Source organism: Flavobacterium ardleyense (assembly GCF_042686085.1).
Classification (GTDB): Bacteria; Bacteroidota; Bacteroidia; order Flavobacteriales; family Flavobacteriaceae; genus Flavobacterium; species Flavobacterium ardleyense.
This window is the reverse complement of the sequence record NZ_JBHUOL010000012.1, coordinates 661,413-678,145: the sequence shown is the minus strand read 5'-3', so window position 1 is coordinate 678,145 and position 16,733 is coordinate 661,413. Positions and strand designations below refer to the sequence as shown.

General features: G+C 33.3%; 18 protein-coding genes. 14 read left to right on the top strand and 4 right to left on the bottom strand.

Annotation, left to right across the window (positions count from 1 at the left end; all coding sequences use genetic code 11):
- Positions 1-25 precede the first annotated feature (25 nt).
- The 6 genes from ACFSX9_RS08795 (at position 26) to ACFSX9_RS08770 (ending at position 3,240) form a co-directional block, all read left to right on the top strand.
- Complete coding sequence (locus ACFSX9_RS08795) at positions 26-841, top strand: undecaprenyl-diphosphate phosphatase (RefSeq protein ID WP_379806729.1); 816 nt, start codon at positions 26-28, stop codon at positions 839-841.
- Positions 841-1,533: a tRNA pseudouridine(55) synthase TruB gene (gene truB, locus ACFSX9_RS08790; RefSeq protein WP_379806727.1), complete on the top strand. Its 693-nt coding sequence runs from the start codon at positions 841-843 to the stop codon at positions 1,531-1,533. Before ACFSX9_RS08795 ends, truB begins: the two co-directional genes overlap by 1 nt.
- Before the next feature lie 78 nt (positions 1,534-1,611).
- The gene (locus ACFSX9_RS08785) at positions 1,612-1,776 is read left to right on the top strand and encodes a hypothetical protein (protein WP_379806725.1); all 165 of its coding nucleotides are present in this window, start codon (positions 1,612-1,614) and stop codon (positions 1,774-1,776) included.
- The gene (locus ACFSX9_RS08780) at positions 1,752-2,084 is read left to right on the top strand and encodes a type II toxin-antitoxin system RelE/ParE family toxin (protein WP_379806723.1); all 333 of its coding nucleotides are present in this window, start codon (positions 1,752-1,754) and stop codon (positions 2,082-2,084) included. The genes ACFSX9_RS08785 and ACFSX9_RS08780 overlap by 25 nt, the downstream gene beginning before the upstream one ends.
- Positions 2,085-2,087: 3 nt before the next feature.
- Positions 2,088-2,624: a hypothetical protein gene (locus ACFSX9_RS08775; protein ID WP_379806721.1), complete on the top strand. Its 537-nt coding sequence runs from the start codon at positions 2,088-2,090 to the stop codon at positions 2,622-2,624.
- A gap of 1 nt (position 2,625) precedes the next feature.
- Positions 2,626-3,240: a YiiX/YebB-like N1pC/P60 family cysteine hydrolase gene (locus tag ACFSX9_RS08770; RefSeq protein WP_379806719.1), complete on the top strand. Its 615-nt coding sequence runs from the start codon at positions 2,626-2,628 to the stop codon at positions 3,238-3,240.
- On the opposite strand, the gene ACFSX9_RS08765 is transcribed toward ACFSX9_RS08770, so the two are convergent.
- On the bottom strand, positions 3,232-3,837 hold the full coding sequence (locus ACFSX9_RS08765; protein ID WP_379806717.1) for a thioredoxin family protein: 606 nt from the start codon (positions 3,835-3,837) through the stop codon (positions 3,232-3,234). The two genes, ACFSX9_RS08770 and ACFSX9_RS08765, sit on opposite strands and share 9 nt — an antisense overlap.
- A gap of 64 nt (positions 3,838-3,901) precedes the next feature.
- Between ACFSX9_RS08765 and ACFSX9_RS08760 the strand changes: the two genes are divergently transcribed.
- From ACFSX9_RS08760 to ACFSX9_RS08725, 8 genes are all read left to right on the top strand, one after another.
- Complete coding sequence (locus ACFSX9_RS08760) at positions 3,902-4,684, top strand: patatin-like phospholipase family protein (RefSeq protein WP_379806715.1); 783 nt, start codon at positions 3,902-3,904, stop codon at positions 4,682-4,684.
- A 113-nt stretch (positions 4,685-4,797) separates the two neighbouring features.
- Positions 4,798-5,505, top strand: a complete 708-nt coding sequence (gene pyrH, locus ACFSX9_RS08755; RefSeq protein WP_379806713.1) for a UMP kinase — start codon at positions 4,798-4,800, stop codon at positions 5,503-5,505.
- A 25-nt stretch (positions 5,506-5,530) separates the two neighbouring features.
- Complete coding sequence (gene frr, locus ACFSX9_RS08750) at positions 5,531-6,094, top strand: ribosome recycling factor (RefSeq protein WP_379806711.1); 564 nt, start codon at positions 5,531-5,533, stop codon at positions 6,092-6,094.
- 103 nt (positions 6,095-6,197) lie between these two features.
- Entirely contained in the window at positions 6,198-8,681 is a 2,484-nt protein-coding gene (locus ACFSX9_RS08745; RefSeq protein ID WP_379806709.1) for a DUF5686 family protein, read from the top strand.
- A gap of 75 nt (positions 8,682-8,756) precedes the next feature.
- The gene (locus tag ACFSX9_RS08740; RefSeq protein ID WP_379806707.1) at positions 8,757-11,168 is read left to right on the top strand and encodes an efflux RND transporter permease subunit; all 2,412 of its coding nucleotides are present in this window, start codon (positions 8,757-8,759) and stop codon (positions 11,166-11,168) included.
- A 116-nt stretch (positions 11,169-11,284) separates the two neighbouring features.
- A complete protein-coding gene (gene asnS, locus ACFSX9_RS08735) occupies positions 11,285-12,730 on the top strand; it encodes an asparagine--tRNA ligase (protein ID WP_379806705.1) in 1,446 nt (481 codons plus the stop codon).
- An 85-nt stretch (positions 12,731-12,815) separates the two neighbouring features.
- A complete protein-coding gene (gene rpoN, locus ACFSX9_RS08730; protein WP_379806703.1) occupies positions 12,816-14,282 on the top strand; it encodes an RNA polymerase factor sigma-54 in 1,467 nt (488 codons plus the stop codon).
- A 6-nt stretch (positions 14,283-14,288) separates the two neighbouring features.
- Entirely contained in the window at positions 14,289-14,900 is a 612-nt protein-coding gene (locus ACFSX9_RS08725) for a hypothetical protein (protein WP_379806701.1), read from the top strand.
- On the opposite strand, the gene ACFSX9_RS08720 is transcribed toward ACFSX9_RS08725, so the two are convergent.
- The 3 genes from ACFSX9_RS08720 to ACFSX9_RS08710 form a co-directional block, all read right to left on the bottom strand.
- Entirely contained in the window at positions 14,895-15,551 is a 657-nt protein-coding gene (locus ACFSX9_RS08720) for a porin family protein (protein WP_379806699.1), read from the bottom strand. The genes ACFSX9_RS08725 and ACFSX9_RS08720 overlap by 6 nt on opposite strands.
- A 71-nt stretch (positions 15,552-15,622) precedes the next feature.
- A complete protein-coding gene (locus ACFSX9_RS08715) occupies positions 15,623-16,099 on the bottom strand; it encodes an ExbD/TolR family protein (protein ID WP_379806697.1) in 477 nt (158 codons plus the stop codon).
- Positions 16,100-16,113: 14 nt separating this feature from the next.
- A complete protein-coding gene (locus tag ACFSX9_RS08710) occupies positions 16,114-16,731 on the bottom strand; it encodes an ExbD/TolR family protein (protein ID WP_379806695.1) in 618 nt (205 codons plus the stop codon).
- Positions 16,732-16,733: the final 2 nt, after the last annotated feature.

The window sequence follows — 16,733 nt, the reverse complement described above, 5'->3', positions numbered from 1 at the left end:
AATCTGAACTCTGAAAATAAAATAAATGACTACACTACAAGCCATAATCCTTGCTATTATAGAGGGATTAACCGAATTTTTACCTATTTCCTCAACTGCCCATATGGGCTTTTTCGGTTCTCTTTTAGGAATGGAGGAAAGCGAATTTCTAAAAATGTTTCAAGTTTCCATACAACTTGGAGCCATTTTAGCCATCGTAGTCTTGTACTGGAAAAGATTCTTTGATTTTAGCAATTTTAATTTCTATTTAAAATTGGTATTTGCGGTAATACCTGCATTGGTTTTAGGATATCTTTTCGATGATAAAATTGAAGCTGTTTTGGGAAATCAAATAGCTATTTCTACCGTTTTAGTTTTAGGAGGAGTTGTCCTTTTATTTGTAGACAAATGGTTTCAAAACCCAACGATTCAAGACGAAAAAGAGATTACTATCAAAAAAGCGGTTATCATTGGTTTTTGGCAATGTTTAGCGATGATGCCGGGAACTTCGCGTTCTGCAGCATCAATAATTGGAGGAATGACACAAGGTTTAAGCAGAAAAGCTGCTGCTGAATTTTCATTCTTTTTAGCTGTCCCAACAATGTTAGCCGTAACTGTTTATTCGGTTTTTGTAAAAACATGGGGTAAAGGAACGCTGACTGAAATGAAAGGTTACGAAATGATTTTACAAGACCAAAATCACATTAATTTATTCCTTATTGGAAATGTTGTAGCATTTGTTGTCGCCTTGTTAGCGGTGAAAACTTTTATTAACGTTCTTACAAAATACGGTTTTAAATTCTGGGGTTGGTACAGAATCATCATCGGAACTGCTTTGTTAATTTATTTTTATACTAAGTAATGTCAAAAATATCAATAGAGCAATACGAAGAAGGTCAGATCTTACTAGTTGACAAACCTTTGAACTGGACTTCATTTCAGGCCGTCAACAAATTAAAATACACTTTAATTAATAAAATTGGACTCCCTAAAAAATTTAAAATCGGACACGCAGGAACATTAGATCCATTAGCTACCGGACTTTTAATAATTTGTACTGGGAAATTCACTAAAAGAATCACAGAGATTCAGGCGCAAGCCAAAGAATACACCGGAACAATTACTGTCGGAGCCACTACTCCATCTTACGATCTAGAAACGGAAATTAACGCTACTTTTCCAACAGATCATATTACCGAAGCTTTAATTTTAGAAACCACCAAACAGTTTATTGGTGAAATCGATCAAAAACCACCTGTTTTCTCAGCCATAAAAAAGGATGGAAAACGTTTATACGAACACGCTCGTGCAGGTGAAGAAATAGAAATTGCATTTAGAAAAACTACAATTCACGAATTTGAAATTACACGTATTGAATTACCTCAAATTGATTTCAGAGTAAGTTGTAGTAAAGGAACTTATATTCGTTCGTTAGCTTATGACTTTGGAATGGCTTTACAATCGGGCGGACATTTATCGGCACTTCGTCGTACTAAAATTGGCGATTATTGTGTGGAAGACGGAATTTCTCCCGAAGATTTCGAGAAAGAATAAAAACTTAAATCGTTAAGGATTAGCTGTTTTTAAAGTAATATTTCTTATTTTTACTATTCCAATTAAATTTCAAATCCAATGAAAACGGATGATAAAAAATCTAAAAACCTTGCAACTCCGGGCAAACCAATGTCTGAGGAGGATTTTGCTTGCTTAATAAAAGAGGCAGAAGAAGGTGAGTTTCTGAGTGATGAAGACTTCCATAATAAATTTGAAGCGTGGAGATTAAGCAGAAAGAAGTAGTAAGATCCACCTTTTACCTGGCTGATATTCAAGATGTTTTCGAATATGGAGAAGCTACTTTTGGAGAAAAAGCAGCTTTATTTTTTTATGAAGATATTAGAGTAATGGTTCTTTCCTTAGAAACACAATATCTACTTCATCCCGAATGCCGACATTTGGAAACTAAAACCAAGATGTATCGCAATATTATTTTAGGTTCTTACTTAATTACATATCGAATCAAAGCCCATAAAATTGAAGTTTTAAGAGCTTTCCACGGAAGTCGATCCCCTAAATATATAAAAGCCATAAAAAAAATCACAGTATAAATAATGAAGTATATTATTTCCATTCTAACCCTGCTTTTTACTTTTGCGGGATTTTCACAAGAAACAATTCAACCTTCACCTTTTGGTGACTTTACTCAATTTGAAATTTCAGTCCCATTGCAAGGAAATAAAAATCGAGGCGAAGTTTATCCTGACGGAAGCACAAATGACAGTTGGTTTTTGCCTGATGGCGTTAATGTTAATTTCGGCTACGGTTATCATTATAAGCAATGGATTGGATTATCTGCAAATACTGGGATTGGCATGAAATTATCTGAGAAATTGATAATGACACCCGTTTTTGCAAATCTAAGAATTATGCCAAAAATAGGAGAAGAAACCCGACTAGGAATCGACTTAGGTTTTGGACAAACATTCGCTCTTGGAAGAGGCGATTTATCAGGAACTTTCAAACGAGTCAAACTGAATTTAGAAGCAGATGAATTGCAACTTTTCGTTGAATTGGTTTCTTATGGCATCGATTTGCATAATAATAGTCAAGGAAGTATTAGTCTTGGCATCGCATTAGTTACTTTTTAATATGAAAAAATTTATAGTTGTATTGTTTGTTGTTGTTTCTAGTTTTGCACAAAATGTAAAACTAAAAACCGGAGATATTATATTTCAATCCATGAACTGTGGACCACTTTGTGAAGCCATTAACGAAGTTACAGAAGGTTATCAAGGGAGAGATTGTAGTCATTTAGGAATGGTTTACATTCAAAATGGCAGCATCTATGTAATTGAAGCTGGTGGAAAAGAAGTGAAAATGACACCTTACGAAACCTTTAAAACGTATACTTCAGAGGAAATGTTTGTCGGAAGATTAAAAAGTAAATATCGAAAATATATTCCGGAAGCAATTACTTTTTCCTTGCAGCAAATTGGGGTTCCTTATGACGAGGAATATCTTTATGACAACGGGAAATACTATTGTTCTGAATTAATTTATGATGCGTTTTTACATTCGTATAAAAAACCATTATTTGATTTGGTACCGATGACTTTCAAATCTCCAAAATCAAATGAATATTTCAAAGTTTGGGAAACTTATTATAAAAACCTAAAAATGGAAATCCCTGAAGGACAACTTGGTTGCAATCCTGGAGGAATTTCCACTTCTGATAAATTGAAGATAATAGGAACGTTACGCTAATACTTTCTTATGCATAGCCATAATCTCATTTTGAATCGCAACACCTTTATCGTGTAAATACCACTTTTGTAATTCAATTTTAGCTGTTTCGTCAACAACTCCGTGTGCTGCTTTGTAATCTAAAATCAACTGTTTTGCGCCTTGAGGTCTTGGCCCCCAATCGGCTAAAACTTCTAAAGTAGCTGCATCTAAAATCAATAATTTTGGAATTGCTTTTCCTCCATTAGTTAAGAAATGTTGCATTAAGGCATCATTATCATCGCGCAAAGCTATTTTTAAAGTAACATTTTCTGCAACTTCACTCATTTTATATATTACAGGAACTATTTGCGCAGCATCACCACACCAACCTTCTGCTAAAACTAACCAAATATACTTCTTGTCTAATTTTTCTAAATCACTTTTTACTTCTTCAGTAACTGCAATTGTTTTTTCTAAACGATTCAATCTTGATTCATTTAATTTTGAGTAATTCAACAAGTCTTCTGATTGTTCGTGCCCTGTAGATTTACCTTGTTCAATCAACTCAGTGATCGTTTTTCTATAATCTGAATAAGAAAAACTATTTTGTAACGTTTGTTCTATTGTATTTTTCATCATATTATCTTTAATCCACAAATTTAGCCTTAATTTTGGAAATTAAATGTAAGAAATGTTACAAATGGATTTAGCATCAAAATCGATTGGATTGGCTCTTTCAGGAGGTGGTTCAAAAGGGATTGCACATGCTGGTGTTTTAAAGTTTTTAACCGAACAAGGTATTAAACCGTGTTGCGTTTCAGGTTCAAGCGCTGGAGCAATCGTAGGGACTATGTATGCTTATGGTAAAAAACCTGAAGAGATATTAGAATTTTTCAAGTCGATATATTTTTTCCACTGGAGGCATTTCACATTTAAAAAAGCAGGAATCGTTGATTCAGAATCCTTTAAAAAATATTTTGAAGGCATTTTTGGTGCAAATACCTTGCTTAAAGAATTAGAAATTCCGTCGTACATAACCGCGACAGATATGATTAGAGGAAAATTAAAAATTTTTAGTCCCGAAACAAAAATAGTAGATGCACTATTAGCTTCTACAGCAGTTCCAGGAATGATTTCACCTTACGTTATAAAAGGCAAAATGTACAATGATGGTGGGATTTTAAATCATTTCCCTGCAGATTTGCTACAAGGCAAGTGTGAATCAATTATTGGGGTTTATGTAAGTCCGGTGCAAAATATTGAAGCTAAAAACTTAAAGTCAATAAAATCAGTAACTTATAGAGCTTTTGAGTTATTAACTGCAAATTCAAATATGCTGAAGTTTAACCATTGTGATCTAATTATTGAACCAAAAGAATTAACGAATTATAGTACTTTTGAAACCAATAAAGCTAAAATGGATTTGATTTTTGAAATTGGCTATAACGAAGCTAAAAAAGCGTTTGAACATTTAGAGCTATAATTATTGAAAACATTTTTTTTTCAAAAAAAGCAATTAACTATATTTGCACCACAAAACACACAACAAATGAATTGAGCTTGCATAAGCAAAACTCAGTAAAAATATAAACTAGCATGAAATACAAGAGAATTCTTCTTAAATTAAGCGGTGAAGCTTTAATGGGCGATAGACAATATGGAATTGACCCACAACGTTTGGCTGGATACGCTGATGAGATCAAACAAATTCACGATGCAGGCATAGAAATTGCTATTGTAATTGGTGGTGGAAATATTTTTAGAGGTGTTGCAGGTGCTAGTAACGGCATGGACAGAGTACAAGGTGACTATATGGGAATGCTTGCCACTGTAATTAATGGAATGGCTTTGCAAGGCGCTTTAGAAGAAGCGGGAATGCAAACACGTTTACAAACTGCTTTAAAAATTGAAGCTATTGCGGAACCTTACATCAAAAGAAAAGCAACTCGTCATTTAGAAAAAGGAAGAATCGTAATTTTTGGCGCAGGAACAGGAAATCCATATTTTACAACAGATACCGCTGCAGTTTTAAGAGGTGTTGAAATTGGAGCTGATGTAATTTTAAAGGGAACACGTGTAGATGGTGTTTATACTTCTGACCCTGAAAAAAATGCAGACGCTGTTAAATTTGACTTCATCTCATTTGAAGACGTTTTAGCAAAAGGATTGAATGTAATGGACACAACAGCTTTTACACTTAGTCAAGAAAATAAATTACCAATCATTATATTTGACATGAACAAAGATGGTAATTTATTAAAAGTATGCAACGGAGAAACGATCGGAACAACGGTTACAATATAATAGTACGAAGTAAAAAAATATAAAAATGACAGAAGAAATTAACTTTATTTTAGACAGTGCAAAAGAAGCTATGGTAGATTCTGTTGCCCATTTAGAGAAAGAATTTTTAAACATTAGAGCTGGGAAAGCGTCGCCTCAAATGCTAGGTAGCGTTTTTGTAGATTATTATGGTTCTCAAACTCCATTATCGCAAGTTGCCAATGTAAATACGGCTGATGCCCGAACTTTAACAGTGACACCGTGGGAGAAAAACATGTTACATCCTATAGAAAAAGCGATTATGATTGCTAATTTAGGGTTAAACCCGATGAATAACGGAGACAACATCATCATCAATATTCCTGCTTTAACGGAAGAAAGAAGACGCGATTTAGTAAAACAGGCGAAATCAGAAGCGGAAGATGCAAAAATCGGAATTAGAAATCACCGAAAAGATGCCAATACTGATATCAAAAAAGAAGAAAAAGACGGAACAGCAGAAGACATTTGCAAAAAAGCAGAAGAAGATGTTCAGAAATTAACCGATTCATACATTAGAAAAGTAGACGAACTATTAGTCGTTAAAGAAGCTGAAATAATGAAAGTATAATTTTAAGTCCCGATTAACCGTCGGGATTTTTATTTTAAATATCTTTGTAATTCAACAAGGATTAAATGGTGTATCGCTATTAAAAAAATATAGACCTTTGCGTATGAAATATTTCTGGCTTTTTTTGTGTTTTATAATATCTTCAACTTTTTTTGGGCAAACCAAAATTAAAGGGCAAGTTATCGATATTGACAATGCAGTTCCTATTGCATTTGCTTCTGTCACGTACAACAAAAATACCATTACAGCAGACTGGGAAGGCAAATTTTCAGTGGAAGTTAACGATACAAAACTTCCGATAAAAATTAATTACAAAGGCTATTATGAAAAAGCCGTTTATGTCTCCGATTCTAAAACCGTTATGATTATTAAATTGGTAACGGATTTAAACGATAAAAAAGCAGAGATCTATTCTGAAATTAAGGTTAATAACATCATTAAAAAAGTAATTGAAAACAAGAAAAATAACGATCCAGAAAAGGCGTTGGCTAGTTTTCAATATAAAAATTACGAATATCTTCAAGTTACCGCAAATCCCGATAGTATTTCGAGTAAAATTGACACAATTTACAAAAAACGTCTTCTTGGAAAAACAGTTATCAAATTAGACTCCGTCAATTATAAATTCAAAAAAGTCGTTGAAAAGCACCATTTGTATCAAACTGAGAAAGTAAATTTAATACAACATTCAAACAAAAAGTACAAAGAAACTGTTTTAGCTACTAGAATGGCTGGTTTTGAAACACCATTGTATGAATATTTAGGATTGAAATTGGTTTCCTATTCAGCTTATGAAAATCCTTTTAAGATTTTGGAAATTCCGGTTCAAAATCCGATTTCAAATTATGGTCGTAAATTATATTCTTATAAATTAATTGACACCGTTTCAATTCAAGGTAGAAAAGCGTTTCGTGTTTATTTCCAACCAAAGAAATTAAATTCCAACAAATTAAGAGGTTTACTCTATATCGACACTGAAACTTTCGCTATTGCAAAAGCATTTTATCGCATTTATGGTGTGGTAAACATCAATGCGACTTACACGTTCAATTATAGAAAAAACGAACAAATCTGGTTTCCTAAAAAGAGAGATTTTAAAGTCTTAAAAGGAAACAATTACGAAGATTTAAAAATTTTAGGTGGTACAATTAAATTCAGTTCTTCCTTAGATAATGTCGAAAGTAAAAACGCAACAGATCAAGCGTATTTACATATTGAATCAACTCCTTTTGACATCGAAATCAACCAACCTATTACAATTACAAAGCCGAGAGTTAAGATTGAAGTTCCTGAAAGCAGTTTAAATAAGCCCGATGCGTATTGGCGTACTTTCGCAAAAGACACCATCGATAAGCGAAAACTTAGAACCTATACAACGATTGATAGTTTGTCTTTGTCAGAAAAGATAGAACATAAAGTTTTCTTAGGTCGGAAAATATTCAACGGCTATTTTCCTATAAACATTATTGATCTCGATTTAAGAAGTATCGTAAAATTTAACAACTTTGAAGGTTTTAGAGTTGGAATTGGCGGTATCACAAATGACAAGTTATCGGAAAACTATCGCGTTGCTTTTTATGGTGCTTATGGCTTGAAGGACCGAGAGTTCAAATATGGAATTACGCCTTCTTATTTGCTACATAAAGAAACTGAAACGTGGGTTGGCGCTTCTTATTCTGATGATATTTACGAAATTGCACAAACTAATTTTGTTACTGATTCAAGAAGATTTAAAATCTACGATCCAAGGCCAATTAATATTTCCACATTCTATAACAACAAATTGGGTCTGGCGTATGTTGAAAGTAAGATGCTCGCAAAAACGAGCAGTTATTTTGGTGTTTCGCACAATCAAATCCAGCCTCTTTTTGATTATACTTTTGTGAATGACGCTAAATCATATACTGATTATACAATCACAGCAGTTCAATTGGCTTTCCAGTGGAATCCGTTTAGCAATTATATGCAAACGCCAATCGGTAAAATTGAATATGAAAAAAGACATCCTAAATTTACACTTCAGTTAACGCAAACGCTTCCTAATTTACTAGGAAATGATTTTGTGTTTTCAAAAATAGATTTTAAAACCTATTATGAATTGCCATATTTGTCGGGTCAGAAAAGCTCCCTTTTATTGCAAACTGGTATTGCTTTTGGCGATGTGCCGATTACCCATTTATACAGTATCGTCCCGAATAACTTGAACCGAGATGCTATTTTAAAACGTATTACTTTTGCCGGAAAAAACAGTTTTGAAACCATGTATTTTAACGAGTTCTTCTCTAACAAATATGCTTCTTTGCAATTAAAACATACGTTTAATAAAATCAGATTTGGCTATAAAATTAATCCTGAATTAACAATTGTGACAAGAATGGCGATTGGTTCTAACAACAAAGACAATCAGCATTTAGGAATTTCGTACAAAACGATGGAAGATGGTTTCTTTGAAAGTGGCGTTGAGTTCAATAAAATTTTCAAAGGCTTTGGATTAGTAACATTCTATAGATACGGACCTAATCAGCTAGCTAAATTCGAGGACAATATTGCTATAAAAGTTTCTTACTTCTTAGATTTAGGATTTTAAATTTATCTTAAAACTCTCGCTCAAAGTCAATAAATTAAGCATTTTTTCTTACCTTTGCAGCCTAAATTTTGAGAGATGTTAAAGTGGTTAAACACCAGTTTTTGGGATTATATAGCAAGTAAAATTTTAAGAAACCGCATTTTCTTATTAGTTCTAGTTTTGCTTTTCACCCTATTCATGGCTTTTCAGTGGAAAAATATACGCTTTACCTTTACCGAAGCCAATTTATTACCAGACGATCATGAAGTAAATATTCAATACAATTCGTTCTTAGATAAATTTGGCGAAGAAGGAAATTTGATTGTGCTTGGTTTTAAAGACGAGAAATTCTTCACCGAAAAGAACATAAGAGCCTGGGAGAAGTTTGTTAGCAACATCAGAAAAGATAAAGCTGTTGAGCTAACGATTTCTATAGAAGATTTAAAAGTGCTAAGCAAAGACACGCTTGCGCAAAAATTCAAATTAGTTCCGTTCATTAACAATGATAGTATTTCAGATGCTTATTTAAAGCAGAAAGAAGCCGAATTCTTCACCGATTTACCTTTTTACGAAGGCATGCTTTTCAATAAAAAAAGTGGCGCTGTTCGTTTTGCTATTTATTTGGATAAGAAAATCGTAAACACAAAAGCTAGGAAAGAGTTCATTGAGAAATATCTAAGTGCTGAAAAAATAAATGCTTTCGAACAGGAAACCAACTTGGATCTTCGTGTTTCGGGAATGCCTTATATCAGAACGCTTAACGCGAATAGTATCACTGAAGAAATTGGATTATTCGTTGGTGCAGCTTTAGGAATCACTTCATTGCTGTTTTTCTTCTTTTTCAGAAGTATTAGAGCAACATTAATTTCAATGTCAGTTGTAATTATTGGTGTAATGTGGTCTTTTGGAACACTTGGACTATTAAACTATGAAATCACGGTTTTAACTGCAATTATTCCGCCGTTAATTATCGTTATTGGAATTCCCAATTGTATTTTCTTGATTAATAAATATCAAAGTGAAATTAGAAATCACGGAAACAAAGCCAAATCATTGCAACGTGTAATTGCAAAAGTGGGTAACTCTACTTTGATGACTAATTTAACTACGGCTGCTGGTTTTGGAACTTTCATTTTTACCGATAGTAAATTGCTGAAAGAATTCGGAGTCGTAGCTTCATTAAACATTGTTTTCTTGTTTTTCTTGTGCTTAATAATCATCCCGATTGCTTATAGTTATATGCCATTACCAAAGGAAAAACACTTAGCACATTTAGGTAAAAACTACATGGCTTCGTTTTTAAATTGGATCGAAAACACGGTTAAAAACCGCAGAGTTACTATTTTCGCATTCGTAATCTCACTTTTAGTATTAGGCGTAATCGGAATAACAAAAATAAAAGTTTCTGGAAGTATTATCGAAGATATGCCGAAGAAAGCTGCTTTTTTCGAAGATATTGTTTTCTATGAGCAGGAATTTGATGGTGTAATGCCACTAGAAATTGTAGTAGACACGAAAAGACCGAAAGGTGCTTTGAAAGCTGCTACCTTGCTGAAAATTGAAGAACTTCAGGAAACTATTGAAGAAATTCCGGAATTATCAAAACCGGTTTCAATTGTAAATGTGGTAAAATATTCCAAACAAGCATTCTACAACGGAAATCCAGATTTTTACGAATTACCAACTAAGCAAGAAGAAGTTTTTATTTTATCTTACATCAAGAATTCGGTTCAAAAAGGAAACGAAAATATGCTTAAAAGCTATGTGGACAGCACCGGACAATACGCTAGAATTACCACCTTTATGCGTGATATTGGAACCGATAAAATGGAAAAAATCGAATTGCGTTTGCAAGATAAAATCGATCATATCTTTCCAAAAGAACGCTATGAAGTTACATTAACTGGAAAAGCTTATGTTTTCGAAAAGGGAACGCATTATTTAATTGGTAATTTAGTACAATCGTTATTATTTGCTATTTTGTTAATCGCCTTATTGATGGCATATTTATTCCGTTCGTTCAAAATGATCATCGTTTCGTTGATTCCAAATTTATTACCTTTGATAATGACAGCTGGATTAATGGGGTATTTTGGAATTCCCATCAAACCTTCAACCATATTGGTTTTTAGTATTGCCTTCGGAATTTCGGTAGATGATACCATTCACTTCTTAGCGAAATATCGTCAGGAATTAATAGCCAATAATTGGAAAATAAAACGTTCGGTCTATGCTACTTTAAAAGAAGCCGGAATTAGTATGTTTTACACTTCGGTTGTATTGTTTTTCGGGTTTTCGGTATTCACACTTTCAAGTTTTGGAGGAACCGTAGCTTTAGGAGGATTAGTAGCAACAACACTTTTGTTCGCAATGTTATCCAACTTAATTTTATTGCCCGCTTTATTACTTGCACTGGAAAAAACAATTGCAAACAAAGAAGAATTCATTGAGCCGAAAATTGATATTTTAGCACAAGGAAAAGACGAGGAAAAATCAAACAAGAAATAGTATATTTTTTCAATTAGTATTATTTTGCCTAAGGAAAGAAAGAACCTACATTAACAAGCCAAGCCCTAGATAAATTTTGAAATTTTATGTAGGTTTGCATTAAATTAATAATAGAGATGAAGCACTCAAAAGTTATAGACCTTTTAAAAAGCACAAACACTTTACACGAAGTAACCGCTAAAGGTTGGGTTAGAACATTTAGAAACAATCAATTTATCGCATTGAACGATGGTTCGACCATTAATAACATTCAATGTGTTGTAGATTTTGAAAACACACCGGATGAAACTTTAAAAAGAATCACAACTGGTGCTGCTATTTGCGTAACCGGAATGTTGTCTGAAAGTCGTGGTGCTGGTCAAAATGTTGAAATCCAAGTGACAAAAATCACTATTTTAGGTGATAGTGATCCTGATAAATTTCCGATGCAACCAAAGAAACACTCTTTAGAATTCTTACGTGAGAATGCACATTTACGTGTGCGTACGAATGCTTTTGGTGCGATTATGCGTGTGCGTTCTACATTAGCATTTGCTGTGCATCAATATTTTCAAGAGAAAGGTTTCTTTTATGTAAACACACCAGTTATTACGGGTGCTGATGCTGAAGGAGCTGGTGAAATGTTTCAAGTAACTTCATTGCCTTTAGATAATTTACCAAAAAACGAAGAAGGAAATATCGATTATAAAAAAGATTTCTTCGGAAAACATACAAATCTTACGGTTTCTGGTCAGCTAGAAGGAGAAACTTTCGCAATGGCTTTGGGTCAAATTTATACATTTGGTCCTACTTTCCGTGCTGAAAACTCAAACACTTCGCGTCACTTAGCAGAATTCTGGATGATTGAACCAGAAGTTGCTTTTAATGACTTGGCAGACAATATGGATTTAGCCGAAGATTTCATTAAATATGTAGTTAAATATACCGTTGCAAAATGTGAAGATGATTTGAAGTTTTTAGAAGGAAGACTTTTAGAAGAAGAAAAATCAAAACCATTAGCAGACAGAAGTGAAATGGCTCTTTTAGAAAAATTAAACTTTGTATTAGAAAATAATTTCAAACGTGTTTCTTATACTGAAGCAATTGATATTTTAAGAGATTCAACTCCGAATAAAAAGAAAAAATTCCAATATATTATTAACGAATGGGGAGCTGATTTACAAAGTGAGCACGAACGTTTCTTAGTAGAAAAACACTTTAAATGTCCGGTAATCTTGTTTGATTATCCAGCAAAAATTAAGGCATTTTACATGCGTTTGAATGACAATACTGAACCAGGAAAAGAAACCGTTAGAGCAATGGATATTTTATTCCCAGGAATCGGAGAAATTGTTGGAGGATCTCAAAGAGAAGAACGCTACGATGTTTTAGTAGAAAAAATGAGAGCTTTAGGAATTGACGAAGAAGAATTATGGTGGTACTTAGATACGAGAAGATTTGGATCTGCAGTGCACTCAGGATTTGGTTTAGGATTTGAAAGATTAGTGCTTTTCGTAACCGGAATGACTAATATTAGAGATGTAATTCCATTTCCAAGAACACCTCACAACGCAGAATTCTAAAAAAATATTTGTTTCAAGTTTCAGGTTTCAAGTTGTTTTAGTTAAGCAACTTGAAACCTGAAACTTCAAACTTTAAACAAAAAAAATGCTTAAACACAGTTTACAATTCAAATTATCTCAGAAATTATCGCCTCAACAAATTCAGTTGATGAAGCTAATTCAATTGCCTACGCAAGCTTTTGAACAGCGTCTTCAGGAAGAATTAGTAGAGAATCCGGCTTTGGAAGAAAGTGCGTCGGAGGATGATTATGACAACGATGATGATTTCGGAAACGAAACTGATGATTATGACGATTATGATAACGATCAAATCGATACGGGCGACATCAATATTGATGAATACCTAAGTAACGATGAAACGCCTGATTATAAATACCAAAGTAATAATTATAGCGACGATGATGAAGACAGAACAATGCCGATAGCGGCAGCGGTAAGTTTTCACCAAGATTTAATTAATCAGTTAAATACGTTTATCTTAAATGATTCTGAACGTGTTATCGCTGAGTTTTTAGTAGGTAGTATTGACGATATGGGTTATATCAGACGTACGGTTCAGGATATTGTTGATGATTTAGCTTTTACCCAAGGAATTTATACCGATGAACCTACTGTAGAACGTATTTTGCAATTGGTACAAGAATTAGAGCCAGTTGGAGTTGGTGCAAGAGATCTACAAGAATGCCTATTGTTGCAATTAAAGCACAAAACACCTTCGGAAGAGGTTGATTTGGCTATGAATTTGATTACCGATCAATTCGAGGCTTTCAGCAAGAAACATTATGATAAATTACTGCAGAAGTTTGATGTAACACAACAAGAATTAAAGAAAGCCATCAATGAAATCGAAAAATTAAATCCTAAACCAGGAGGAAGTTTCGACGGAAATCAGAAAATGGTTGAACATATCGTTCCTGATTTTACGATCAGAATTGTCGACGGCGAATTGGAATTATTGTTAAACGGAAGAAACGCTCCAGAATTACACGTTTCTAAAGATTACCAAGAAATGTTACAAAGCTACAAAGACACCTCTGATAAATCGACTGCTCAGAAAGATGCCGTTCAATTTATCAAACAAAAATTAGATTCAGCAAAATGGTTTATTGATGCAATTAAACAGCGTCAAGAAACTTTATATGTTACTATGAATGCAATTATGCATTACCAAGAAGAATATTTTTTAGATGGCGAAGAAACTAAACTTCGCCCTATGATTTTAAAAGATATTGCAGATATGGTTGGCTTAGATATTTCAACTGTTTCTCGTGTTGCAAACAGCAAATATGTAGACACACCTTACGGCACGAAGTTGATTAAAGAATTCTTTAGTGAATCAATGACTAACGATCAAGGTGAAGAGGTTTCAACCATTGAAATTAAAAATATATTACAACAAGTAATTTCGGAAGAAGATAAACAGAAGCCTTTGCCAGATGATCAATTGGCAGATATCTTGAAGGAAAAAGGCTATCCTATTGCACGAAGAACTATTGCAAAATATAGAGAACAATTAGATATTCCAGTAGCGCGATTGAGAAAGAAAATATAGCAAATTATGGATTTAAAAAAAATATTACCTGTTTTCTCGTATATTTTTCACCCCATATTTATTTCGGTCTATGGCGCTTTGTTTTACTTTTTAATTACCCAAAATTTCTTTTACCCAAATCAGATTTATGTAATGTTAGTGCAGATAACAATAATAACATTGTTGCTACCTCTTTCTATCTATTTTTTGTTCCGTTCGTTGGGATTAGTCACCTCATTTACTGAAGCTCCAATAAAAGAACGTAGAATGCCAATTGCAATCCAGGCAGTTTTACTATTGGTTTTACTAAGGTTTAGTGTTTCGAAAGAAATTACAGTTGAACTGTATTACTTTTTCATAGGTGCATTAATTAGCGCTGTGCTATCGCTAACGTCTGTGCTCCTCAATTTTAAATGCAGTTTGCACATGATTGGCATTACGGCATTAACTGCTTTTATATATGGTCTTAGCGTTTATTATAAATTACCGTTTGTAAGTTTATTCGCTTTTTGTATTGTTTGTATGGGATTAGTCGCTTCATCTCGATTGTACATGAAAGCTCATACTTACACTGAATTAGTTGTTGGTTTACTAATCGGATTACTTCCCCAATTATTTTTATACCGCTTCTGGTTATAGAATATAAAACTTAAGACCCACATTGAATGCGGTAACATTATTTTCTAATGTTGTTTTATTTTTATCAAAAATAGGATTTAGACCATAGTATATGTACGGATTCCAAGTGTTGAATCCAAACGCTACATAAGCTCCATATTGAAACCTATTGGCAATTTCTGTTGCTTTAAAGCTTCCGTTTCCAATTGTACTTGATTCATATCTAAATGTTCCACCAACCAGATAACTTACTTTAAAACCAGTGTGAATGCGCCAAAATTTATGACTTTCCGGTGTAGCATTTCTCCATCTAATTTCTAACGGCATTTCTAAATAATGCAAAGTTAATTTACTCCGAACTATTACATCTGATGAGGAAGAAGACGCATCTAAAAAGTCGATATTTTGTTTTAGGTCATTGTAAGAATAACCTATTCCAGGTGCAATTGACCAATGTCTGTTTTTAGAAATTGGAAAATCTCTCAGCACTCCAGTTGTAAGTCCTGCAGAAAAAGAATATTGACTGAAGTTTTCCGGTTTATTCTGAAGAAAATTATAGGAAATAGAAAAATATATTTGATCTTCTCTAAACAAAGAATCCACCACTTTCTCACTGGATTGCGCAAATCCTAAACTACTAAAAAAGATAAAAAACACAATTAAAAAACGCATCAACTATTTTTTTATAAAAGTAATAAAAAAAGGCACGCTATTGCGTACCTTTTTAAAAATTTATGTGTAAACTACTTGTTTAAAGGATCACCTTGAGCAGTAGTATAATTCACTTTTAATTGGTCAATTTTACGCAATTCTAATTTAATTGCAGTCACTAGACCCATTTTAACATTTTTATCAATCTTCAAAGAAGCAGTCAAATATTTTTCATTTTGTGAATCTCTATTTGCTCTCTCAGATATAATAAAATTTCTGATATCTGCAGGAGAAGCCATTTTATCCGATAATTGAATACGGTCTGTGCTTCCTAATGATGCTTGATATCTAGCGTTTGGCTTACCTGCATAAATATACATAAGGAATTCTTTCTTATGCAACTTAGCCGTTTGATTCGCTTTTGGTAACGTATTTTCGATTTTCAAATCACTGTCTTTCATAGTAGTTGCAGTCATGAAGAAAAACAAAAGCATAAATACGATATCTGGCAATGAGGCCGTCGAAATAGCAGGTAAGTCACCTGATTTTTTCTTTCTAAATTTAGACATAGTTTATAACTTTTTTAGTTCTTTTTTGGTTCTGCTTCTGAAAGTCTCAATGGCACTAATTCTTGTATTCTTTCCACTTTTGGTTTCAAATCTTCTAATAGTCCTTCTTTCGCTTTAGAAGCTGGATCATTATAAATATAATCCAACTCTGAAAATGCGATACCGTATCGTTTCTTACTCTCTCTATCTCTTAGAAAATTATAAGCGCCTACTAATTCATTTTGTACAGCAATATAAGTTTCATAAGATGTTTGCGCATCATTATTTAATGAAATAACAGCATCTTTAGGATTGTCTGATGAAGTAGGATCTTTCTTTCCTAAACAATAAGTACAACTTCCATCTCCGTTATTTTCAATAAATGCAATAGCAGTTTCACGTAAATCCTTTAATGCTACTATTTTTTCATTGACTAACAACTGATTGTCCTTATTTACTAGAACAGTTAAGATGTTTCTTTCATTAATATCCGGTATAGTTGGATTTGGTTCATAACGCGGCAGGAGTCTATTGATTCCCTGGTCCACTCCAATAGTTGTAGTTACCAAGAAGAAAATCAAAAGTAGGAAAGCAATATCTGCCATTGAACCTGCGTTCACTTCTGGAGGTGCACCTCTTCCTTTTCTAGCCATAG

What these genes read in the sequence shown, in the direction of transcription:
- ACFSX9_RS08795 (WP_379806729.1), top strand. Translation starts at nt 26, where the DNA reads ATGACTACACTACAAGCCATAATCCTTGCTATTATAGAGGGATTAACC.
- truB (WP_379806727.1), top strand. Translation starts at nt 841, where the DNA reads ATGTCAAAAATATCAATAGAGCAATACGAAGAAGGTCAGATCTTACTA.
- ACFSX9_RS08785 (WP_379806725.1), top strand. Translation starts at nt 1,612, where the DNA reads ATGAAAACGGATGATAAAAAATCTAAAAACCTTGCAACTCCGGGCAAA.
- ACFSX9_RS08775 (WP_379806721.1), top strand. Translation starts at nt 2,088, where the DNA reads ATGAAGTATATTATTTCCATTCTAACCCTGCTTTTTACTTTTGCGGGA.
- ACFSX9_RS08770 (WP_379806719.1), top strand. Translation starts at nt 2,626, where the DNA reads ATGAAAAAATTTATAGTTGTATTGTTTGTTGTTGTTTCTAGTTTTGCA.
- ACFSX9_RS08765 (WP_379806717.1), bottom strand. Translation starts at nt 3,837, where the DNA reads ATGAAAAATACAATAGAACAAACGTTACAAAATAGTTTTTCTTATTCA.
- ACFSX9_RS08760 (WP_379806715.1), top strand. Translation starts at nt 3,902, where the DNA reads ATGGATTTAGCATCAAAATCGATTGGATTGGCTCTTTCAGGAGGTGGT.
- pyrH (WP_379806713.1), top strand. Translation starts at nt 4,798, where the DNA reads ATGAAATACAAGAGAATTCTTCTTAAATTAAGCGGTGAAGCTTTAATG.
- frr (WP_379806711.1), top strand. Translation starts at nt 5,531, where the DNA reads ATGACAGAAGAAATTAACTTTATTTTAGACAGTGCAAAAGAAGCTATG.
- ACFSX9_RS08745 (WP_379806709.1), top strand. Translation starts at nt 6,198, where the DNA reads ATGAAATATTTCTGGCTTTTTTTGTGTTTTATAATATCTTCAACTTTT.
- ACFSX9_RS08740 (WP_379806707.1), top strand. Translation starts at nt 8,757, where the DNA reads ATGTTAAAGTGGTTAAACACCAGTTTTTGGGATTATATAGCAAGTAAA.
- asnS (WP_379806705.1), top strand. Translation starts at nt 11,285, where the DNA reads ATGAAGCACTCAAAAGTTATAGACCTTTTAAAAAGCACAAACACTTTA.
- rpoN (WP_379806703.1), top strand. Translation starts at nt 12,816, where the DNA reads ATGCTTAAACACAGTTTACAATTCAAATTATCTCAGAAATTATCGCCT.
- ACFSX9_RS08725 (WP_379806701.1), top strand. Translation starts at nt 14,289, where the DNA reads ATGGATTTAAAAAAAATATTACCTGTTTTCTCGTATATTTTTCACCCC.
- ACFSX9_RS08720 (WP_379806699.1), bottom strand. Translation starts at nt 15,551, where the DNA reads ATGCGTTTTTTAATTGTGTTTTTTATCTTTTTTAGTAGTTTAGGATTT.
- ACFSX9_RS08715 (WP_379806697.1), bottom strand. Translation starts at nt 16,099, where the DNA reads ATGTCTAAATTTAGAAAGAAAAAATCAGGTGACTTACCTGCTATTTCG.
- ACFSX9_RS08710 (WP_379806695.1), bottom strand. Translation starts at nt 16,731, where the DNA reads ATGGCTAGAAAAGGAAGAGGTGCACCTCCAGAAGTGAACGCAGGTTCA.